Here is a 15,107-nt window from a genome sequence, read left to right as displayed (position 1 = left end):
TGTTGGGATCGCCACGAAGGGCGGCGCCCGTCCTGGCGGGGAGGGCGAGAAGCGCCCGCCCCGTTTTGCCGAAGGCAAACCTTCGGTTTGACGGGGGCGGGACGGGCGCTGCCCGGCCTGCCGGCCGGGCGAAGCATCCCAATTTACGCTTCTCTGTCATCATTTCGGTTTACGCCCCCAGCTCGGCGCGGATCGCCTCGGCGTCGATATTGTCATGCTCGGCGATGACCACGAGAACCGTCTTGCGCGCCTGTGCGCCCCAGGGCTGGTCATACTGTGCGCGCAGGCGTTCCCCCACGGCCTGAACGAGCATACGCATCGGTTTTCCTTCCACCGCAACATAGCCTTTGACGCGCAGGATATTGCGCTCGCGGGCCAGTTTCACGATGGCATTCTGCAACGTTTCGGGATCGGAGACTTCGCCCATTTCGACCACGATTGTATCAAAATCGTCATGGCTGTGGTCATGATCATGATGGTGGTCATGATCATCGTCGTGATGATGGTGGTGTTCGTGGTGCGAGGGGCGCGCGTCCAGATCATCTTCGGCGGCGGCCTCAAGCCCCAGAATAACGCGCGGGTCGATCACACCTTCGGACATGGACAGGATCGGCAATTTGCGCGGCGCTTCCGCTTCGATCATGCTGCGAGCCTTGTCCAGACCGTCCTCACCGGCGAGATCGGCCTTGGACAACAGGATGATATCAGCGCAGGAGATCTGGTCCTTGAACAGCTCCGACAGCGGAGTTTCGTGATCAATGCCTTCATCGGCCTCGCGCTGCGCCTGAACCGCCTCCAGATCGGTGGCGAACTGACCCTTGGCGACGGCTTCGGCATCGGCCAGCGCAACCACGCCATCGACGGTGATGCGTGAGCGAATGGCGGGCCAGTCGAAGGCTTTCAGCAGGGGCTTCGGCAATGCCAGACCAGAGGTTTCGATCACAATGTGATCGGGTTTTTCCGGCAGGTCCATCAGCTGTTCGATGGTCGGGATGAAATCATCCGCCACGGTGCAGCAGATGCAGCCGTTGGCCAGCTCCATGATGTTTTCCGCCGGGCAGTTTTCATCCGCGCAGGATTTCAGAATTTCGCCGTCCACCCCGGCGGTGCCAAACTCATTGACCACCACGGCCAGACGCTTGCCCTGCGGGTTCTGCATCAGGTGGCGGATCAGGGTGGTTTTCCCTGCGCCAAGGAAGCCGGTGATGACGGTGACGGGGATTTTATTCAGGTCGCTCATGGGGTTAATCCTTGGTCAACGATGGGGGAGTGGAAGGCGCCGCCACAGGTGCGGGCGGGATGCGGGCAATGGATTGCTTGCGGAACACCACCGGGCGTTCGCGCCAGGGCACCAGACCATCCGTGGTGGCGGCATAGGCGGCAGCGCCGGTCAGGATGTCGGGCACATGTTCGTCGGGGTCCAGGTCGCCATAGATGTAGCTCCAGCGTGCATCGCCGCCGCTCAGCACCATGGAGCAGCCGCGGGTGCAGGCGGAGAGGCATTCGACACCGCGCACATTGACGCCCTCGGGCAGCTCGGCGTCTTGCAGGGCCGCGAGCATGCGGGCTCCGGGGCGAGGGGCCTCCGGGTCGGTGATCTCGCCGCGACGGCAGGTGGTGCAGATCGTCAGTGTTACCTCGGCCATGAGCGCCCTTCACTTGGTTTCAGCGAGGGGGCTGCGGGCCAGCGGGGGCGCGAAGGTCGCGCAGGAATCCCAGCCAGTCGCGGAACACCCCGTCCGCCCGTTGCATTTCTTTTGTTGGCAGGTCTCCCGGCTTGCGGATGCCAAGGCCTGGGGCCTTGACGGTCATCCTGCCTTCCCGAGTTTCCTCAGTGGCATCGGAGACCTCTCCGGTCACGGTCGCGGGGGCGGCTGTGCTTGGTTTGGCCCGGATGGCCCAACTGTCACATTCCCTCTTCGCCTGCCAAATGGCAGGAACCAACAAAACCCCCTTGCGCCATTGCCCCTGTCTTTGTCAAGACATGGGCGAACCACTAGGAGAGCCCCGATGAGCGATAAGTCCGAGACCGACATTTCCGAAGCAGAAGCGGCACGCCACGCGGCGAAGATGGCCAAGAAGAAGGCCGCCCGCGACCGCATGATGCAGAACAAGGATGGCGAGAAAGGGCTGATCATCGTCCACACCGGTCCGGGCAAGGGCAAATCCAGCTCTGGCTTTGGCATGATCATGCGCTGCATCGCCCATGGTATGCCCTCGGCTGTGGTGCAGTTCATCAAGGGCGCCTGGCAGACCGGCGAACGCACGCTGATCGAAGAAAACTTCAGCGATTTGTGTCAGTTTTATGCGATGGGCGAAGGCTTTACCTGGGAAACACAGGACAAGGCCCGCGATATCGCCGCCGCGCAAAAGGGCTGGGAAAAGGCCAAGGAGATGATCCGCGACGAGCGCAACACCATGGTGCTCTTGGATGAGATCAACATCGCCCTGCGCTATGACTATATCGACATCGCCGATGTGGTGGAATTTCTGGAAACCGAAAAACCGCCGATGACTCATGTCGTTCTGACCGGCCGCAACGCCAAGGAAGAGCTGATCGAAATCGCCGATCTGGTCACCGAGATGGGCCAGATCAAACATCCCTTCCGTGACGGCATCAAAGCCCAGAAGGGCGTGGAATTCTGATCTCTTGTGAGGATCTGAGATGGAACGCCCCCGCTCTCCATTGCGGGGGCGTTCCGCCGAAACTGCGCCGGTCTGACTGGTCGCGAAGTTCTGAGCGCTTACGGCAGATCATAAAGCCCGAGGGCGTTCCCGTCAGGGTCAGTAAACTCTGAATAGGTCACGACGTCTGGAATTTGGATTGCTTCACCGGTGTCGATGCCAGCGTCAGCCCATATGGCCTGAGAGGCGGCCATATCCTCCACCAGAAATCGGACGACAGCCCCGGATGGCTGGGGATTTTCGGTTTCGAAGATCTGATACCACGTATCGGGCGCCACCTTGAATTCGACAACACCGGGAACGGGCTTCAGCACTTCAACCTCAGGGCCAAACAGGGTGAGATACCACGCTTCTGCATCGGTGATCGAGGCCACCGGAACGCCGACGGTGATCTCCTTGAACGGTTCAGCGGAGGCAACACCCGCCGCAAGCAGCAGGGCGAGAGATGCTGTGCAGACACGGCGCATCGTCATGCGCCACCGGTCAGATCTTCGGCCAGCATCATCGCGTTGCCGTCAGGATCGTAGAAGGTCGCTGTTTTGACCATGCCTTCGACGACATCGGTTTCGCCGTCAAATTTCACCTTGGCCTGTTCCAGTTTCTGCCGCGCCGTATCCAGATCGGAGATGCCGAAGACGGGAACGCAGTTGCCGGGGGCGGGTTTGGTATGCTCACCCAGACCGATTGTGACGCCGGGTGTCTTGGTCTGAATCTCCGACCACCCGGCCTCATCCGCGTGGTAGATCGTGTCAAACCCAAGCATGGTTTTGAACCAATCCGCAGTTGCGTGGCGATCCTTGACCGAAAACGAGATTGTGATGGTTTCTTCCACTGAAATAAGCGCCATGGTCTTCCCTTTTGATCGAAAATATACTAACTATACTTTATGGACATTGAGACGTTTGTCAACACCACCTCAAGGGCCTGGGCGATCCCTATTCTGGCCCATCTGCACGCAGGCGTTGCCGGGCGGCAGGCGCCGCTGCTGACGGCCACCGGGGCAAGCAGGACGGCGTTTGCGCAAAGCGTTGATCACCTGATCTCGATCGGGTTGCTGGAGCGAAATCCCGGCTATGGGCATCCGCTGCGGCCTGAGTTTCGGCTGACCGCGCTGGGCGTTTCTGCCGCCGCCACCGCCAACAAAATCCACAGTGTCACAGCTGAGGAAGATCGGGATTTGCTGCGGCGCTCGTGGACGTTGCCGATTCTGACGGCTCTGCATGAGCCGAGCCACTTCAACGACATAAAACGCAATCTGCGCAGGATTACGGATCGCGCCTTGTCTCAGTCGCTGAAAACGCTGGAGGGCCGACAATGGGTGCATCGCCACGTGGATGAGGCTGCCCGGCCCCCACGCTCAATTTATCATGCGGTGAATACCGGTGGTTTGATAAGTCGTGTTGCGGCCAGCGACATCAGCTTTGCCGGATAGCTTCGCCCGCACTCCGAAATCATGAATGACAGCGTTGCCCCCGCAGGGCCGCCGGAAGAGCACTGGTGACAATGTCAGCCCTTCTGACCAAATGTTTCGCGTGCGAAACAATCGGGCAGGGAGGTTGATACTTTTTATGGGCGTTGCGCAGGGGGCGGACGCATAGGGAGTGGACGTGTTGCGGAGGGGTTAAGGCGTCGGGGCCTGAAACGGCCCGGCACCCCCCGTCCCAGAGACCGCACTCAGGCGGCCAGATCTGGGGCCTTGCTGCGGATATATGCGTCGACCGCCGCGCGCTCTTCCTCGCTCAGGCGCAGGGCCAGTTTGGTGCGGCGCAACAGGTAATCCTCGCCGGTGCGAACCCATTCGTGGGCGATGGTCCAGTCGAGTTCACGGGCGGTGATGGTGGCGCCGAAGGCCTGGCCGAGATCGGCAGCTGTGGAGGCTGTGCCCAGCACGTCCCAAGCCTCTGTCCCATAGGCGCGGATCAAGCGGCGGGTCGCGTATGGGCTGAGGAAAGGATAGTCCTGCGCCAGTTTCGCGGTCAGTTTTGCCACGTCGCCAACCGGGAAATCACCGCCGGGCAGGGCAACGCCTGCGGTCCAGTCGGCGGGCAGATCGGGGAACACGGTGGCGATCTTCTCCAGCGCGGCCTCGGCCAGTTTGCGATAGGTGGTGATCTTGCCGCCAAAGACATTGAGCAGCGGCGCGGCGCTGTCGTTCAGGGTCAGCACATATTCGCGGGTGGCGGCAGTGGCAGAGCTGGCCCCATCGTCATAGAGCGGGCGCACGCCGGAATAGGTCCAGACGATATCGTCGCGGCTGAGCGGATTGGCGAAATACTGCGAGGCGAAATTGATCAGGTAATCCTGTTCCTCCGGCGTGCAGGTCGGGGCGGTTTGCGGGTCGGGGTGGTCGGCGTCGGTGGTGCCGATCAGCGTGTAGTCTTCCTCATAGGGGATGGCGAAGATGATGCGCCCGTCGGTGCCTTGAAAGAAGTAGCAGCGCCCGTGATCATAGAGTTTCGGGACCACGATATGACTGCCGCGCACCAGACGGACGCTTTCGCGGCTGTTCTGGCCCAGTTTCTGACGCAGAACATCTGCCACCCAGGGGCCACCGGCATTGACCAACATCTTGGCACGGCGCTGCGAGGTTGCGCCCGTGGTGATGTCTTCAAGGTCAATCAGCCAGTGGTCCGCGTTGCGGGTGGCGCCGGTCACTTTGGTGCGGGTCATGATTTCGGCGCCGCGGGCCTCGGCGTCGCGGGCATTCAGCACCACCAGCCGCGCATCTTCGATCCAGCAGTCGGAGTATTCAAAAGCGGTCTTGAACTTCGGGTCGAGCGGGCGGCCTGCGGGATCGCTGGCGAGATCCAGTTGGGAGGTGCCGGGAAGGATGCCGCGTTTGCCGAGACTGTCGTACATGAACAGGCCAAGACGGATCAGCCAGGCTGGGCGTCGGCCCTTCATCCACGGCATGATCGTGGTCAGCAGTTTTGAGGTTGGCGTGGTGTTGTCAAAGCGCATGTCCTTGTGGAAGGGCAGCACAAAACGCATCGGCCAGGAGATATGCGGCATCGCCGTCAGCAGCACCTCGCGTTCGATCAGCGCCTCACGCACCAGCCGGAACTCAAAGTATTCAAGATAGCGCAACCCGCCGTGAAACAATTTGGTCGAGGCGGAGGAGGTGGCGGAGGCGAGATCGTTCATCTCAGCCAGTGCAACAGACAGGCCGCGACCGGCGGCGTCACGGGCGATGCCGCAGCCATTGATGCCGCCGCCGATGATGAAAAGATCGGTGATCTGCTCTTGCGCGTTTGTGTTAGACATTTTCGCTACTTTCGTTTTCGCCAACCCAGAGGATTTGCGTGCCTGCGGCCTTTGCCGCGCGGGAAAATTCGGACGGAACGGGACGGTCGGTGACCACCACGTCGAGATCGGAGATATCGCAGATACGGACCGGGGCGGTGCGCTCGAACTTGCTGCCATCGCAAACGAGCACGCGCTTTCGGGCGTTTTTGAGGATGGCGCGGGCGACGGAGACTTCGCGCGGGTCATGGTCAAGAATGGCGCCGTCGGCATCCATGGCCGAGGCACCGATCACCGCGATATCAACCTTGTAGCGGGCAATGAACTCCAGCGCGTCTTCGCCGACGATGGCGCCGTCACTTTGCCGGATGGCCCCGCCGACAAGCACCAGCTCCTTACTCTCATCCTCCATCATCATATTGATAATGTTTATATTGTTAGACAGAACGGTGAGGCCGCGATGGCCAGAAAGGGCACGGGCCACCTGTTCGGTGGAGGTGCCGATATTGAGGGTGACGGCGCAATTGTCGGGGATCAGGTCTGCGGCGAGCGCGGCCATGGCGCGTTTGCCACGGGCGTTCAGCTTGCGCCGTTCGGCATAGTCTCGGCTGGCGCCGCTGCTGCTGCGCACCGCACCACCATGGACACGGGACAACGCGCCACGGGCGGCCAGATCGCGCAGATCGGTGCGGATGGTCTGCAGCGAGACGCCAAAGCGCTGCGCGAGATCTTCGACCTCCACCCGGTCCTGTTGGGTCAGGAGGTCGAGAATGGCAGCCTGTCTGTCGCTTGCGTCCATGGGGGATCCTTTCGCAGGCCTATCTAGGCCGTCGATTGCGAAAAGTCACGGAGTATTTTCGTTTTGCTTTCGTTTTGCTTTCTTGACTGACTGGTCAAGCAATCGGGATCAGATGATTGTCCCAGGCAAGATCGGCCCGGCCCAGATGGGTGGGCGTGCCGTCGCGGACTGTGCTCACCTGGCCGGCGCCGGTTGTTACGATAAAGCCCGCGTCATCACTGGCCAGCCCGCAGACATCTGTCATTCGGATCTCATGCAGCAGCGCGCCGGTGGTGCAATCGGCGATCTGCACCACACCGCCGCGCGGGGAGGTGACGGCGATCTGTGTTCCATCGCGGGAGAAGGCGACGGAGCCGCCATAGCCGTTGAGGTTGCGCAGGCGGGGATCGTCCTCGGCCATCAGGCGGGGGGCGGAGCCGGGCTTGTGCAGGCCGATAATGGGCAGATCCGCACCGGCGTCGCCCTGCCACTGCATTGCGAAACCAACGGTCCCCGTGGTGCTGATGGCGAGGTGGCGGATCGAGTTCAGGCGCATGTCGGCGTTCAGGATCAGCTGATCCTGTAGGGGGCCTTCAAGGCTGAGATAGCTCAGGTTGGGTTGCATCGTGGCGAGGTTCAGTTTCGCACGGCCGCTGTCGGGATGGGTCTGAATGCCGCCGTTGGCCACCACCAGATTGTGCTGGCCGTCAGGGCTGGTGCGCAGGCGGATATCATGCGGGCCAATGCCGCCGGAGGCATGATCGCCAATCCGGCGGTAGCCGTCGCTGGCGTCCCAGATGCCGATCCGGCCGTTGCCGCTTTCAAAGGCGTTTTCGGTGGTGAACAGGCGGGAACCGTCCGGGGAAAAGACGCCATGGCCATAAAAATGGTGACCTTTGGGCGGCGTCAGCCGGGTCAGGGCTGTGCCGTGACGGCAGTCGATTACATCCGCGAACTGTCCGGGGCGGCGGGCGAAGGCGACCGCCTCGGGGCGGCTGGGGTGCGCGGTTGCGGCATGGCCACGCGCGGGCAGCGGGTGGCGAAACAGGATGGCGCCGGTGCGGTCCAGACCCGCGAGGAGGAAGCTGCCATCGGGGGCTTTGCCAGCCGAGAGATAGGCAGGGTGGCCAAGGTCCGCCCAACTGGCCTGCGGGGCCATGCCTGCGGCGAGAAGCCCCGCGAGGAAACCGCGGCGGGAGGGGCCAGCCATGGCGTCAATCCCCGTCGAGCGAGTTGAAACCGGCGGTAACGCCGAGTTTCGGGCCAAGCCGGGTGGTGATCAGGCTGCGCAGATCGTTGATGTCCTGCTGCACGGCTTCGATGCGGAAGCGGCGGGCGGGGTCGGCCACCCCGGCGAGGGAGGGATCGTCCAGCGCGCTGGCGCGTTTCAATGCCTTGGCAAAGCCTGCATGGATATCCTGCACTAGCGCGGGATCGCCTGCCGCAAGGGCAAGGGCGAGCGGTTCCATCGCGGTGAGGCTCAGCACGATGTGGTGCTGGCTGCGGGCGGAGCGGCGGGCCTCGGCGCGTTTGGGGCGGGGGGCATCGAACTGGCCCAGCGGCCGGCCCAGCCGCATATCGACCAGCACCTGAAACCCGGTGGTCAGGGTTTTGAACAGCTCCTGCCGGATCTCGGCCTCTGATTGGTAGCGGTTCCCCGGCCCGGGGGTCACCAGTGTCACGGCATAGCTGTTGTGCCAATCATCGCGGATTGCGGCAGTGGTGCGGGCGATGTCGGCGCTGATGGCCGCAACCAGGGCGCAGCGCTGGTCTGCAGTGCCTTCGGATTGGATCGCCGCATCGAAGAGGAGATATTCCAACGCGTAGAAGCCGCGCAGAGCCACAGATTGGCTGGCGAAGCTGTCTGCATCGGTGAGGCTATCGCGGGTGGCCTCGGTAAGGGCGCGGCGCAGGGTGCCGGGGATTTTGTTGCGACTGTCAGGCCAGAAGGCGAGGGCAAAGGCGCGGTTGTCGGTTTCGGTTGGGCCAAAGCGTAGGTGGCTGACAGAGATCCAAGCGTCGAAGGCGCGGGCAAAAGCGTCGCGCAGGGCCGGATCATCCGGGGTGCAATGGCTGGCGGCAACCTCAGCCAGGGTGGCGCTGCTCTGCGCTAGCCTGTCAAAGCCGGGAAGGATGTGGTTGGTGAGAATCCAGTCCAGCTGATGTGCCGGGGCCAGAGTTTGGGGCGGTGCATTGGGTGCGGTAACAGCCGTGGTTTCGGACTGCGCAAGGGCCGCCTGAGGGGGCAGGGTGGCGCAAACCAAAGCGGTCGCAACAGTCAGGGCAACAGCAGGCGCCAGGCGCAGGCGTGACAGGGAAACGGGATTGGGCATCAGAGCGACTCCAGAAAGCGGATCAGATCGGCGCGGTCTTCGGGCGCAAGGCCCACCACGGTGTCTCGGGCGGATTGGGCTTCGCCGCCATGCCAGAGGATGGCTTCGAGCAGGGTGCGGGCGCGACCATCATGCAGGAAACCTGCGCGCGGGTTCACTTGCTGCACCAGCCCGATCCCCCAGAGCGGCGCAGTGCGCCATTCGCGCCCGGTGGCGCGGGCTTCGGGGCGGTTGTCGGCAAGACCGTCGCCCATGTCGTGCAGCAAGAGGTCGCTATAGGGCCAGATCAGCTGGAAGCTCTGCGCCGGTTGCGCCTCCAGACGGTTGGTGACGAATTTCGGGGTGTGGCAGCTGGTGCAGCCAGCGGCGTAGAACTGCGCCTTGCCGCGCAGAACGGCGGGGGTGTCCGGGTCGCGACGGGCAGGCACGCCGAGGTTGCGGCTGTAGAAGGTGACCAAATCCATATTGGGCTGGTCGATTTCAGTCTCGCGGACATCGCCGCCGCCGTGGGGCGCGCTCTTGCAGGCGGTCTGGGTGGCGGTGCAATCGCCGGAATGGGCCGGAAACAGCGGGGTAGAGATGCCGATATCGCCGGAGAAGGCAGCGGCGGATTGTTCGTGGACGGTGGGTTGGCCGGCTTTGTAGCCAAAGCGGCCCAGCATGATCTGGTCGTGTTCGACGGACCAGACCAGATTGGCGCGCCCGGAGATGCCATCGCCGTCGCGGTCGTCCTCATCCGCGCCTGCTAGAATATCAGCGGCGGGGATCGCCTCCAACAGGCCGAGGCCAATCATGCTGGGGGCAACGCGCGGCGAGAGCATAGCGTCCTTGTGTAGTGGGCCGTAGCCGAGGGTATTAGCGCTGTAGTTGGGGCGGTGCAGGGTGGCAGTTTCGCCGCCTGCGAGCGCGATGATCTCTTCGCTATAGGTGACGCCAAGGCGGTATTCTGGGGCGATACCGGGGGCGGAGAAATCCTGCATCTGGCCGCCATAGGTGGGGTCTGGCACGGTGCCAATGTAGTCGGTGATCGCCTGCATCTGGTCCGGCACCGGGCCGGGGATGGAGACGCGCAGAAACATCGTGGTCGAGGCATAATCCGGGCCATCCGGCACATGGCCGCGCCCGTCCTTCAGGTGGCAGCGCTGGCAGGAACGCGCATTATAGAGCGGCCCCAGCCCGTCGGAGGCGAGGGTGGAGGCGGGGGAGAACACCCAGATCTTCTTGAACAGCCCATTGCCGAGTTTGAATTCCAGCTCTTCCTCAAAGCTGAGGTTGTCACTGTGCTGCGAAAACGCCTCGTCATCGGTTCGGGGGCGCACGGTGGCCGCGCCTGCGGGCAGGGCCTCATAAGGTTCGGGCTGGGCGAACTGCGTGGCGGGGCGGGTGACCGCGCGGATGCGGGTCTGTTCCGCGTCGGTGCGGGGCAGGGTCGCGAGATGCGGGTCGCCAAGATTTTCATACGGGGGCGCAGTCTGCGCTCGGCCTGTATCGCCCTCTGGTGCGTCCCCTGCCAGAGTTTCCGACAGCGCCGTGATTTGCGGGTTGGCCAGCGTGGGGACCGGTGCGATCAGCGTGATCAGGCTGAGGCCCATCAACAGCTGGGATAGATGCGGGCGGTGGGGCGATGGGGAAACGCGCATGTGGGCAGGGATCACTTCTATTGGCGGGGCGCGGGGCCTCCTGACCTTGGATAGGAGGATCCGGAGCTGGCATCAACTCTTGCAGGGTGGACAATTTGTCCGGGTTGTCCGAGTTGTTCGGGCGAATTGGTGCTGCAAACGGGCCGGACCAGAACGCCAAGAGCAGGGGCCACGCATTGCGCCGCCCCTGCTGTATATTTGCTGCCGTGGCAGCCCTTGGCTCGTCTTACTGGAAAACGGCCGTCGGGTTGTCGAGCGAGTCGGAGCCTTCGATGGCTACGCCCTCCAGATCCAGCGCTGTCACCACGCGTTCGATGGAGCGGGTCTGATCGACCAGACCGTTGACGCCGCCCATGACCAGCGCTTCGCCTGCTTCATTGCCCTGTTCCAGCATCTGATCGTAGGAGAAACCGGCCTCGGCTGCGGTCTTGATCTGACCCAGCGCGCGCATGGTGGTCGAGAGCTTGCTGCGCATCTCGCCGTCCAATGCCGGGTCGATCTCCTGTACCAGATCGGAGAGCGACGCGCCGGACACCATGCTGCCGTCGGTGCGGATGTACTCGCCCAGATAGACGTTCTGCACGCCCAGACCATCGTAGTAATGGCTGTTGTGGGTGTTGTCGGAGAAGCAATCATGCTCTTCCTCAGGATCGTTCAACATCAGGCCGAGGCGCATACGTTCACCAGCGGTTTCGCCGTAGGAGAGCGAGCCCATGCCGGTCAGCATGGCGGTAATGCCTGCGTTTTCATCCGACAAAAGCGTGCCGCGGGCTTCACCTTCGGTGCCCCATTGTGCGGTCATCCACTCCAGATCGGAGATCAGCAGATCCGTCGCCGCTTTCAGGTATTCACCGCGGCGGTCGCAGTTGCCATTGGTGCAGTCTTCCCCTGCTGCGTAGTCGGTCCAAGCGCGGCTGCCGGCGCCGTGGTCGGTGCCGTTCAGATCCTGACCCCAGAGCAGGAATTCGATGGCGTGATAGCCGGTTGCCACATTGGCCTCGACGCCGTCGGCTTCGTGCAGAGTGCCCTCGAGCAGCTCAGGCGTGATGGCGTTGGCGTCGATGGATTTGCCGGACAGCTCAAAGCTGGGGTTGGCAACGATATTCAGCGCAGCAAGGGTGTTTTCATCGGTCGGACCACCGTAGCTGGCGTCGACATAATCGATCAGGCCCTCGTCCAGCGGCCATGCGTTCACTTTGCCTTCCCAGTCATCGACGATGGCGTTGCCAAAGCGGAAGACTTCGGACTGCTGATAGGGCACGCGGGCTGCGAGCCAAGCCTTGCGCGCGGCTTCCAGTGCCTCGGCCGAAGGTTCAGCGATCAGCGCGTCAACGGCGGTCTGCAGAGTCTTGGCAGTCTCCAGGCTGTCCTGATATTTGGCGTGCGCAATGTTTGCGTAGGTGGTCAGCACCTCAGCTTTGTCTGCCGCGAAAGCGGGAGCCGCAACTGTGGCGAGCGCTGCAACAGCGGTACCTGCGAGAAAATGCGATGTCATTAGAGCGTTCCTTAAGGGTTAGTCGATACGTTGTGATGTGAACGGGTTACAGGGGAACGGTGACTGTCTGGCAGTGGGACCGTCAGTGAAGGGTGGTTGAGAGTGGCTGCACCTGCGCCGGATGCGCGGCCGGGCTGGTCGCGTGGTCGCTGAGCTGATCCAGAATCAGGCCTATTTTGGCAGCAAGGACAGTGGCGCGTTGCGCCTGTTGTGGTTGGACGATCAGGGCGGCGAAGAGATTGGCATCCTCATATTCGCCATGCGCGGCTGCACCGACCAGATTGGCAAAGCAGTTTTCATCGGCACCAAGACAGGTGCAGGTCATCCCGTGACGCACCAGCGGGCGGCGACCCTCGGTAACGCAGAAATTGCACAGACGACCGAAATTTTCATAGGCCTGACGGCCCAGCACCGGACCAAGAGCGGCTTGCAGGTCTTGGCGCAGCGCAATGCGGCTGTCCGGGCCATTGAACCAGTGGCGCAGGTTGCGTACGGCCATAGCCTCCAGGGCGGGCAAATCTGTCAGCAGGCCGACAGTGGCCCCGCCCCGTGGTGCCGCAGGTGCGGCGGATGTGCTGTTGGAAATCATTTTGTCAGGATCAGCTTTCCGGCGCGAGTGATCCGCAGGCTGTAGATCTGGCCATTCAGCAGGATGCGAGCCTGGTTACCGCCACGGGCGAGTTCCTCGGCGTGATAGGTCGGGAAGACCTCAGTGGCTGCGGTTGTAGTGGTGGCGTGGTCAAAGGTCATCTGGTTCATCAGGGTCACCCGTTTCGGTTTTCCGACCGATCCAAGTACCATTCCAAGCAAAATCCCTGATCACCGCGCGGCAGCCCATAGGCGTGCAGGCTGACCGGCGTGCGGGTGCCATCGGCTGGGCGGTGGCGCAGGGAGAAGAATTGCAGAAGAAACGACACTGGACGATCTCGGTTGATTTGCTATCAGTCGGGCTGGCTGCACAATCACAGGTTGGCTGAACTGCCCTAAACCTGACTTATTTAATCAGAATCGTCAACCTGACTTTTTTAGTCAGATTAAGATTTTTGCCGATTGCCCTTTATTCGTGGCCTGATGGCGGCGACGATCAGGGTGATGTGTAAGCGGCGACCAGCCTATCGATGAAAAGCCGCAGCCGCTGGGGAAGCGGGCGGCGGTCCGGGTAGACCAGATATAGCGCAAGCTGAGTTTCGACACCGACGGGTGGCGGGGCAAGGTCCAGTTGCCCTGCCGTATGGTCGGCATCGCACATCGGGCGTGGAAAACAGCCGCGTGCGGCGCCGGACCGCACCAGTTCTAGTGCGAGGGCAAAGGACTCACAGGCAATGCGGCCCGCTGCGCGCTGGTCCGTCAGATGCCGCGCCAGCGGGCCGAGAATCGGCAGATCCTCATTCGCCAGCTGCCCCGGCGGCGCTGCCAGCACCACCGGCGTCTGAGACAGTACACGGGCAATCAGGCTGTCGCCGCCCGGACGGTTACCGCGCAGCGCCAGATCGATGCCATCGGCCATGAAATCGGCCGGGGTGTCATCCACGGTGATGGTGATTGAGATCTGCGGATAATCGCGCAGGAAGTCCGACGTCAACGTCGCCAGCGGCGCCATCGGCAGCGCCGTGGGCACGGAGAGGCGCAGCAGACCGCTGGCCTTGGCCTCCGCTGCAACCAGATCGCGGGCGGCGTCGATCTCGTCCAGCGCGCGGCGGCAGCGGTCCAGAAACAGCGCGCCGGCCGGCGTCAGCGCCACGCGCCGGGTGGTGCGGTCCAGCAGGCGCACGCCCAGGCTTTGTTCCAGGCTGCGAATGCGGCTGGTGACTGTGGAGGCGGGCAGCCCCAGGCGGCGCGCAGCCGCGGCAAAGCTGAGCTGATCTGCAACCTCGGCAAAGGTTTCTATGTTCTGGAGACGATCCATTAAGCGAAATATCCGTTCAAAGTCTTCAGTATTAAACCGATTATCCCGCAGTATGCGAGCGCTTACTCCTGTCGGATATCACAGGAGAACACAATGAACAGACGTCAATTGTTGAAGAGCGGCGCCGCCCTGACCCTGAGCAGCGGCTTGCCCGCTGTGGCGCGGGCGGCCCAGCCGGGTGTGTCGCTGCGTTGGTTGGGCGGGGCCATGCTGGAAATCGAGGCTGCGGGGCTTCGGGTGCTGACAGATCCCTGTCTGGGAGAGGGGCCGGAGGCCTTTGTCATGGGGGATCCGAATGAGATGTTCGACCTCGCGCGCGGGCCGAACGTAAAGCCACATGCGCGGCTCACGCCGTTTCCGGGGCTGCGCCACGACCGCTATGATCTTGTACTGCTGAGCCATGCCCATGAGGATCATTTCGATCAGGCGGCGCAGGCTTGGCTGGACCCGCAGCTGCCAATGCTGGTGCCTCAGCATGAACTTGCAGCGGTGCGACAGAAAGGCTTTGCCGCCAGCGCGCTGGCCCATGGCGAGACGCGGCGGATCGAAGGGCCTGAGGGGGTGCTGCGGATCACCGCGACGCCTGCGGTTCATTCGGAAAACCCGCAGGTGGCGCGGTTGCTGGGGGTGGGCAACGGCTATCTGATTGAGGTGGAGACCGGCTTTGGCGCAGCGCGAATCTATTGGTCAGGTGACAGTTTTCTGGTGCCACCGGTTTGGCAGGCTCTGAAGGCCGTGCAGGTTACAGGGGGAGGCCAGCTTGATGTCTTCATCCCGCATCTGGGCGCGGTTGGCGGGGAGGGCGCGCTGGGGCAGATCTCCATGGGTGGGGCACAGGCGGCGGAGTTTGCGCAGCGGCTGGCGCCAAAGGCTGTTCTGCCGATCCATCATTCCACCTATGCGCTCTACCAAGAGGGGCCAGAGGTGTTGCAGCAGCACCATGCGGAGCTGGCCCCGCGCTGGCAGCTGCGGATACCGCTGGAAGGGGAGCGTATCCGCCTATGAACGCAAAAAAGGCCGCTCCCGG

The 15,107-nt window shown here is 62.8% G+C and carries 16 protein-coding genes and 1 riboswitch; of the genes, 3 read left to right on the top strand and 13 right to left on the bottom strand.

Annotated elements, in window-relative coordinates; all coding sequences use genetic code 11:
- Nucleotides 1-169 precede the first annotated feature (169 nt).
- Together cobW and GAL_RS13060 are read right to left on the bottom strand one after the other, a co-directional pair.
- The gene (cobW, locus tag GAL_RS13065; protein ID WP_024098042.1) at nucleotides 170-1,240 is read right to left on the bottom strand and encodes a cobalamin biosynthesis protein CobW; all 1,071 of its coding nucleotides are present in this window, start codon (nucleotides 1,238-1,240) and stop codon (nucleotides 170-172) included.
- A gap of 4 nt (nucleotides 1,241-1,244) precedes the next feature.
- Nucleotides 1,245-1,646 carry a DUF1636 family protein gene (locus GAL_RS13060; RefSeq protein ID WP_024098041.1) on the bottom strand — a complete coding sequence of 134 codons (402 nt, stop codon included), beginning with the start codon at nucleotides 1,644-1,646 and terminating at the stop codon, nucleotides 1,245-1,247.
- Nucleotides 1,647-1,745: 99 nt separating this feature from the next.
- Nucleotides 1,746-1,960, bottom strand: a riboswitch (cobalamin riboswitch).
- A gap of 50 nt (nucleotides 1,961-2,010) precedes the next feature.
- On the opposite strand from GAL_RS13060, the gene cobO reads away from it, so the two are divergent.
- Nucleotides 2,011-2,646 (top strand): cob(I)yrinic acid a,c-diamide adenosyltransferase, encoded by a 636-nt coding sequence (cobO, locus tag GAL_RS13050; RefSeq protein WP_024098039.1) that lies wholly within the window; start codon nucleotides 2,011-2,013, stop codon nucleotides 2,644-2,646.
- A 98-nt stretch (nucleotides 2,647-2,744) separates the two neighbouring features.
- On the opposite strand, the gene GAL_RS13045 is transcribed toward cobO, so the two are convergent.
- On the bottom strand, nucleotides 2,745-3,158 hold the full coding sequence (locus GAL_RS13045) for a VOC family protein (RefSeq protein ID WP_024098038.1): 414 nt from the start codon (nucleotides 3,156-3,158) through the stop codon (nucleotides 2,745-2,747).
- Entirely contained in the window at nucleotides 3,155-3,532 is a 378-nt protein-coding gene (locus GAL_RS13040) for a VOC family protein (RefSeq protein ID WP_024098037.1), read from the bottom strand. The genes GAL_RS13045 and GAL_RS13040 overlap by 4 nt, the downstream gene beginning before the upstream one ends.
- 39 nt (nucleotides 3,533-3,571) lie before the next feature.
- Here GAL_RS13040 and GAL_RS13035 point away from each other — a divergent pair, with 39 nt between their 5' ends.
- Entirely contained in the window at nucleotides 3,572-4,117 is a 546-nt protein-coding gene (locus tag GAL_RS13035) for a winged helix-turn-helix transcriptional regulator (RefSeq protein WP_024098036.1), read from the top strand.
- A gap of 242 nt (nucleotides 4,118-4,359) precedes the next feature.
- On the opposite strand, the gene glpD is transcribed toward GAL_RS13035, so the two are convergent.
- The 9 genes from glpD to GAL_RS12990 form a co-directional block, all read right to left on the bottom strand.
- Nucleotides 4,360-5,949, bottom strand: coding sequence for a glycerol-3-phosphate dehydrogenase (gene glpD / locus GAL_RS13030; RefSeq protein ID WP_024098035.1), 1,590 nt, complete (start codon nucleotides 5,947-5,949; stop codon nucleotides 4,360-4,362).
- Nucleotides 5,942-6,727: a DeoR/GlpR family DNA-binding transcription regulator gene (locus GAL_RS13025; protein WP_024098034.1), complete on the bottom strand. Its 786-nt coding sequence runs from the start codon at nucleotides 6,725-6,727 to the stop codon at nucleotides 5,942-5,944. The genes glpD and GAL_RS13025 overlap by 8 nt, the downstream gene beginning before the upstream one ends.
- A 94-nt stretch (nucleotides 6,728-6,821) precedes the next feature.
- Entirely contained in the window at nucleotides 6,822-7,916 is a 1,095-nt protein-coding gene (locus GAL_RS13020) for a DUF1513 domain-containing protein (RefSeq protein WP_024098033.1), read from the bottom strand.
- Nucleotides 7,917-7,920: 4 nt separating this feature from the next.
- Nucleotides 7,921-9,039 carry an imelysin family protein gene (locus GAL_RS13015; protein ID WP_024098032.1) on the bottom strand — a complete coding sequence of 373 codons (1,119 nt, stop codon included), beginning with the start codon at nucleotides 9,037-9,039 and terminating at the stop codon, nucleotides 7,921-7,923.
- Nucleotides 9,039-10,679: a di-heme oxidoreductase family protein gene (locus GAL_RS13010; protein ID WP_024098031.1), complete on the bottom strand. Its 1,641-nt coding sequence runs from the start codon at nucleotides 10,677-10,679 to the stop codon at nucleotides 9,039-9,041. Before GAL_RS13010 ends, GAL_RS13015 begins: the two co-directional genes overlap by 1 nt.
- Before the next feature lie 226 nt (nucleotides 10,680-10,905).
- Nucleotides 10,906-12,174, bottom strand: coding sequence for an imelysin family protein (locus GAL_RS13005; RefSeq protein WP_024098030.1), 1,269 nt, complete (start codon nucleotides 12,172-12,174; stop codon nucleotides 10,906-10,908).
- 82 nt (nucleotides 12,175-12,256) lie between these two features.
- Complete coding sequence (locus GAL_RS13000) at nucleotides 12,257-12,763, bottom strand: hypothetical protein (protein WP_024098029.1); 507 nt, start codon at nucleotides 12,761-12,763, stop codon at nucleotides 12,257-12,259.
- Nucleotides 12,760-12,924, bottom strand: a complete 165-nt coding sequence (gene hemP / locus GAL_RS12995; protein ID WP_407674850.1) for a hemin uptake protein HemP — start codon at nucleotides 12,922-12,924, stop codon at nucleotides 12,760-12,762. The genes GAL_RS13000 and hemP overlap by 4 nt, the downstream gene beginning before the upstream one ends.
- Before the next feature lie 334 nt (nucleotides 12,925-13,258).
- On the bottom strand, nucleotides 13,259-14,080 hold the full coding sequence (locus GAL_RS12990) for a LysR family transcriptional regulator (protein ID WP_024098027.1): 822 nt from the start codon (nucleotides 14,078-14,080) through the stop codon (nucleotides 13,259-13,261).
- 93 nt (nucleotides 14,081-14,173) lie between these two features.
- Between GAL_RS12990 and GAL_RS12985 the strand changes: the two genes are divergently transcribed.
- Nucleotides 14,174-15,085 (top strand): MBL fold metallo-hydrolase, encoded by a 912-nt coding sequence (locus GAL_RS12985; protein ID WP_024098026.1) that lies wholly within the window; start codon nucleotides 14,174-14,176, stop codon nucleotides 15,083-15,085.
- The last annotated feature ends 22 nt before the right edge of the window (nucleotides 15,086-15,107 follow it).

This window comes from Phaeobacter gallaeciensis DSM 26640, from assembly GCF_000511385.1.
GTDB classification, from domain to species: Bacteria; Pseudomonadota; Alphaproteobacteria; order Rhodobacterales; family Rhodobacteraceae; genus Phaeobacter; species Phaeobacter gallaeciensis.
Note: the sequence above shows the minus strand (reverse complement) of the source record. Positions and strands in the feature narration are given on the sequence as shown.

What these genes read in the sequence shown, in the direction of transcription:
- GAL_RS13025 (WP_024098034.1), bottom strand. Translation starts at nt 6,727, where the DNA reads ATGGACGCAAGCGACAGACAGGCTGCCATTCTCGACCTCCTGACCCAA.
- GAL_RS12990 (WP_024098027.1), bottom strand. Translation starts at nt 14,080, where the DNA reads ATGGATCGTCTCCAGAACATAGAAACCTTTGCCGAGGTTGCAGATCAG.
- GAL_RS12985 (WP_024098026.1), top strand. Translation starts at nt 14,174, where the DNA reads ATGAACAGACGTCAATTGTTGAAGAGCGGCGCCGCCCTGACCCTGAGC.
- cobO (WP_024098039.1), top strand. Translation starts at nt 2,011, where the DNA reads ATGAGCGATAAGTCCGAGACCGACATTTCCGAAGCAGAAGCGGCACGC.
- GAL_RS13005 (WP_024098030.1), bottom strand. Translation starts at nt 12,174, where the DNA reads ATGACATCGCATTTTCTCGCAGGTACCGCTGTTGCAGCGCTCGCCACA.
- cobW (WP_024098042.1), bottom strand. Translation starts at nt 1,240, where the DNA reads ATGAGCGACCTGAATAAAATCCCCGTCACCGTCATCACCGGCTTCCTT.
- hemP (WP_407674850.1), bottom strand. Translation starts at nt 12,924, where the DNA reads ATGACCTTTGACCACGCCACCACTACAACCGCAGCCACTGAGGTCTTC.
- GAL_RS13010 (WP_024098031.1), bottom strand. Translation starts at nt 10,679, where the DNA reads ATGCGCGTTTCCCCATCGCCCCACCGCCCGCATCTATCCCAGCTGTTG.
- GAL_RS13045 (WP_024098038.1), bottom strand. Translation starts at nt 3,158, where the DNA reads ATGACGATGCGCCGTGTCTGCACAGCATCTCTCGCCCTGCTGCTTGCG.
- glpD (WP_024098035.1), bottom strand. Translation starts at nt 5,949, where the DNA reads ATGTCTAACACAAACGCGCAAGAGCAGATCACCGATCTTTTCATCATC.
- GAL_RS13000 (WP_024098029.1), bottom strand. Translation starts at nt 12,763, where the DNA reads ATGATTTCCAACAGCACATCCGCCGCACCTGCGGCACCACGGGGCGGG.
- GAL_RS13015 (WP_024098032.1), bottom strand. Translation starts at nt 9,039, where the DNA reads ATGCCCAATCCCGTTTCCCTGTCACGCCTGCGCCTGGCGCCTGCTGTT.
- GAL_RS13020 (WP_024098033.1), bottom strand. Translation starts at nt 7,916, where the DNA reads ATGGCTGGCCCCTCCCGCCGCGGTTTCCTCGCGGGGCTTCTCGCCGCA.
- GAL_RS13035 (WP_024098036.1), top strand. Translation starts at nt 3,572, where the DNA reads ATGGACATTGAGACGTTTGTCAACACCACCTCAAGGGCCTGGGCGATC.
- GAL_RS13060 (WP_024098041.1), bottom strand. Translation starts at nt 1,646, where the DNA reads ATGGCCGAGGTAACACTGACGATCTGCACCACCTGCCGTCGCGGCGAG.
- GAL_RS13040 (WP_024098037.1), bottom strand. Translation starts at nt 3,532, where the DNA reads ATGGCGCTTATTTCAGTGGAAGAAACCATCACAATCTCGTTTTCGGTC.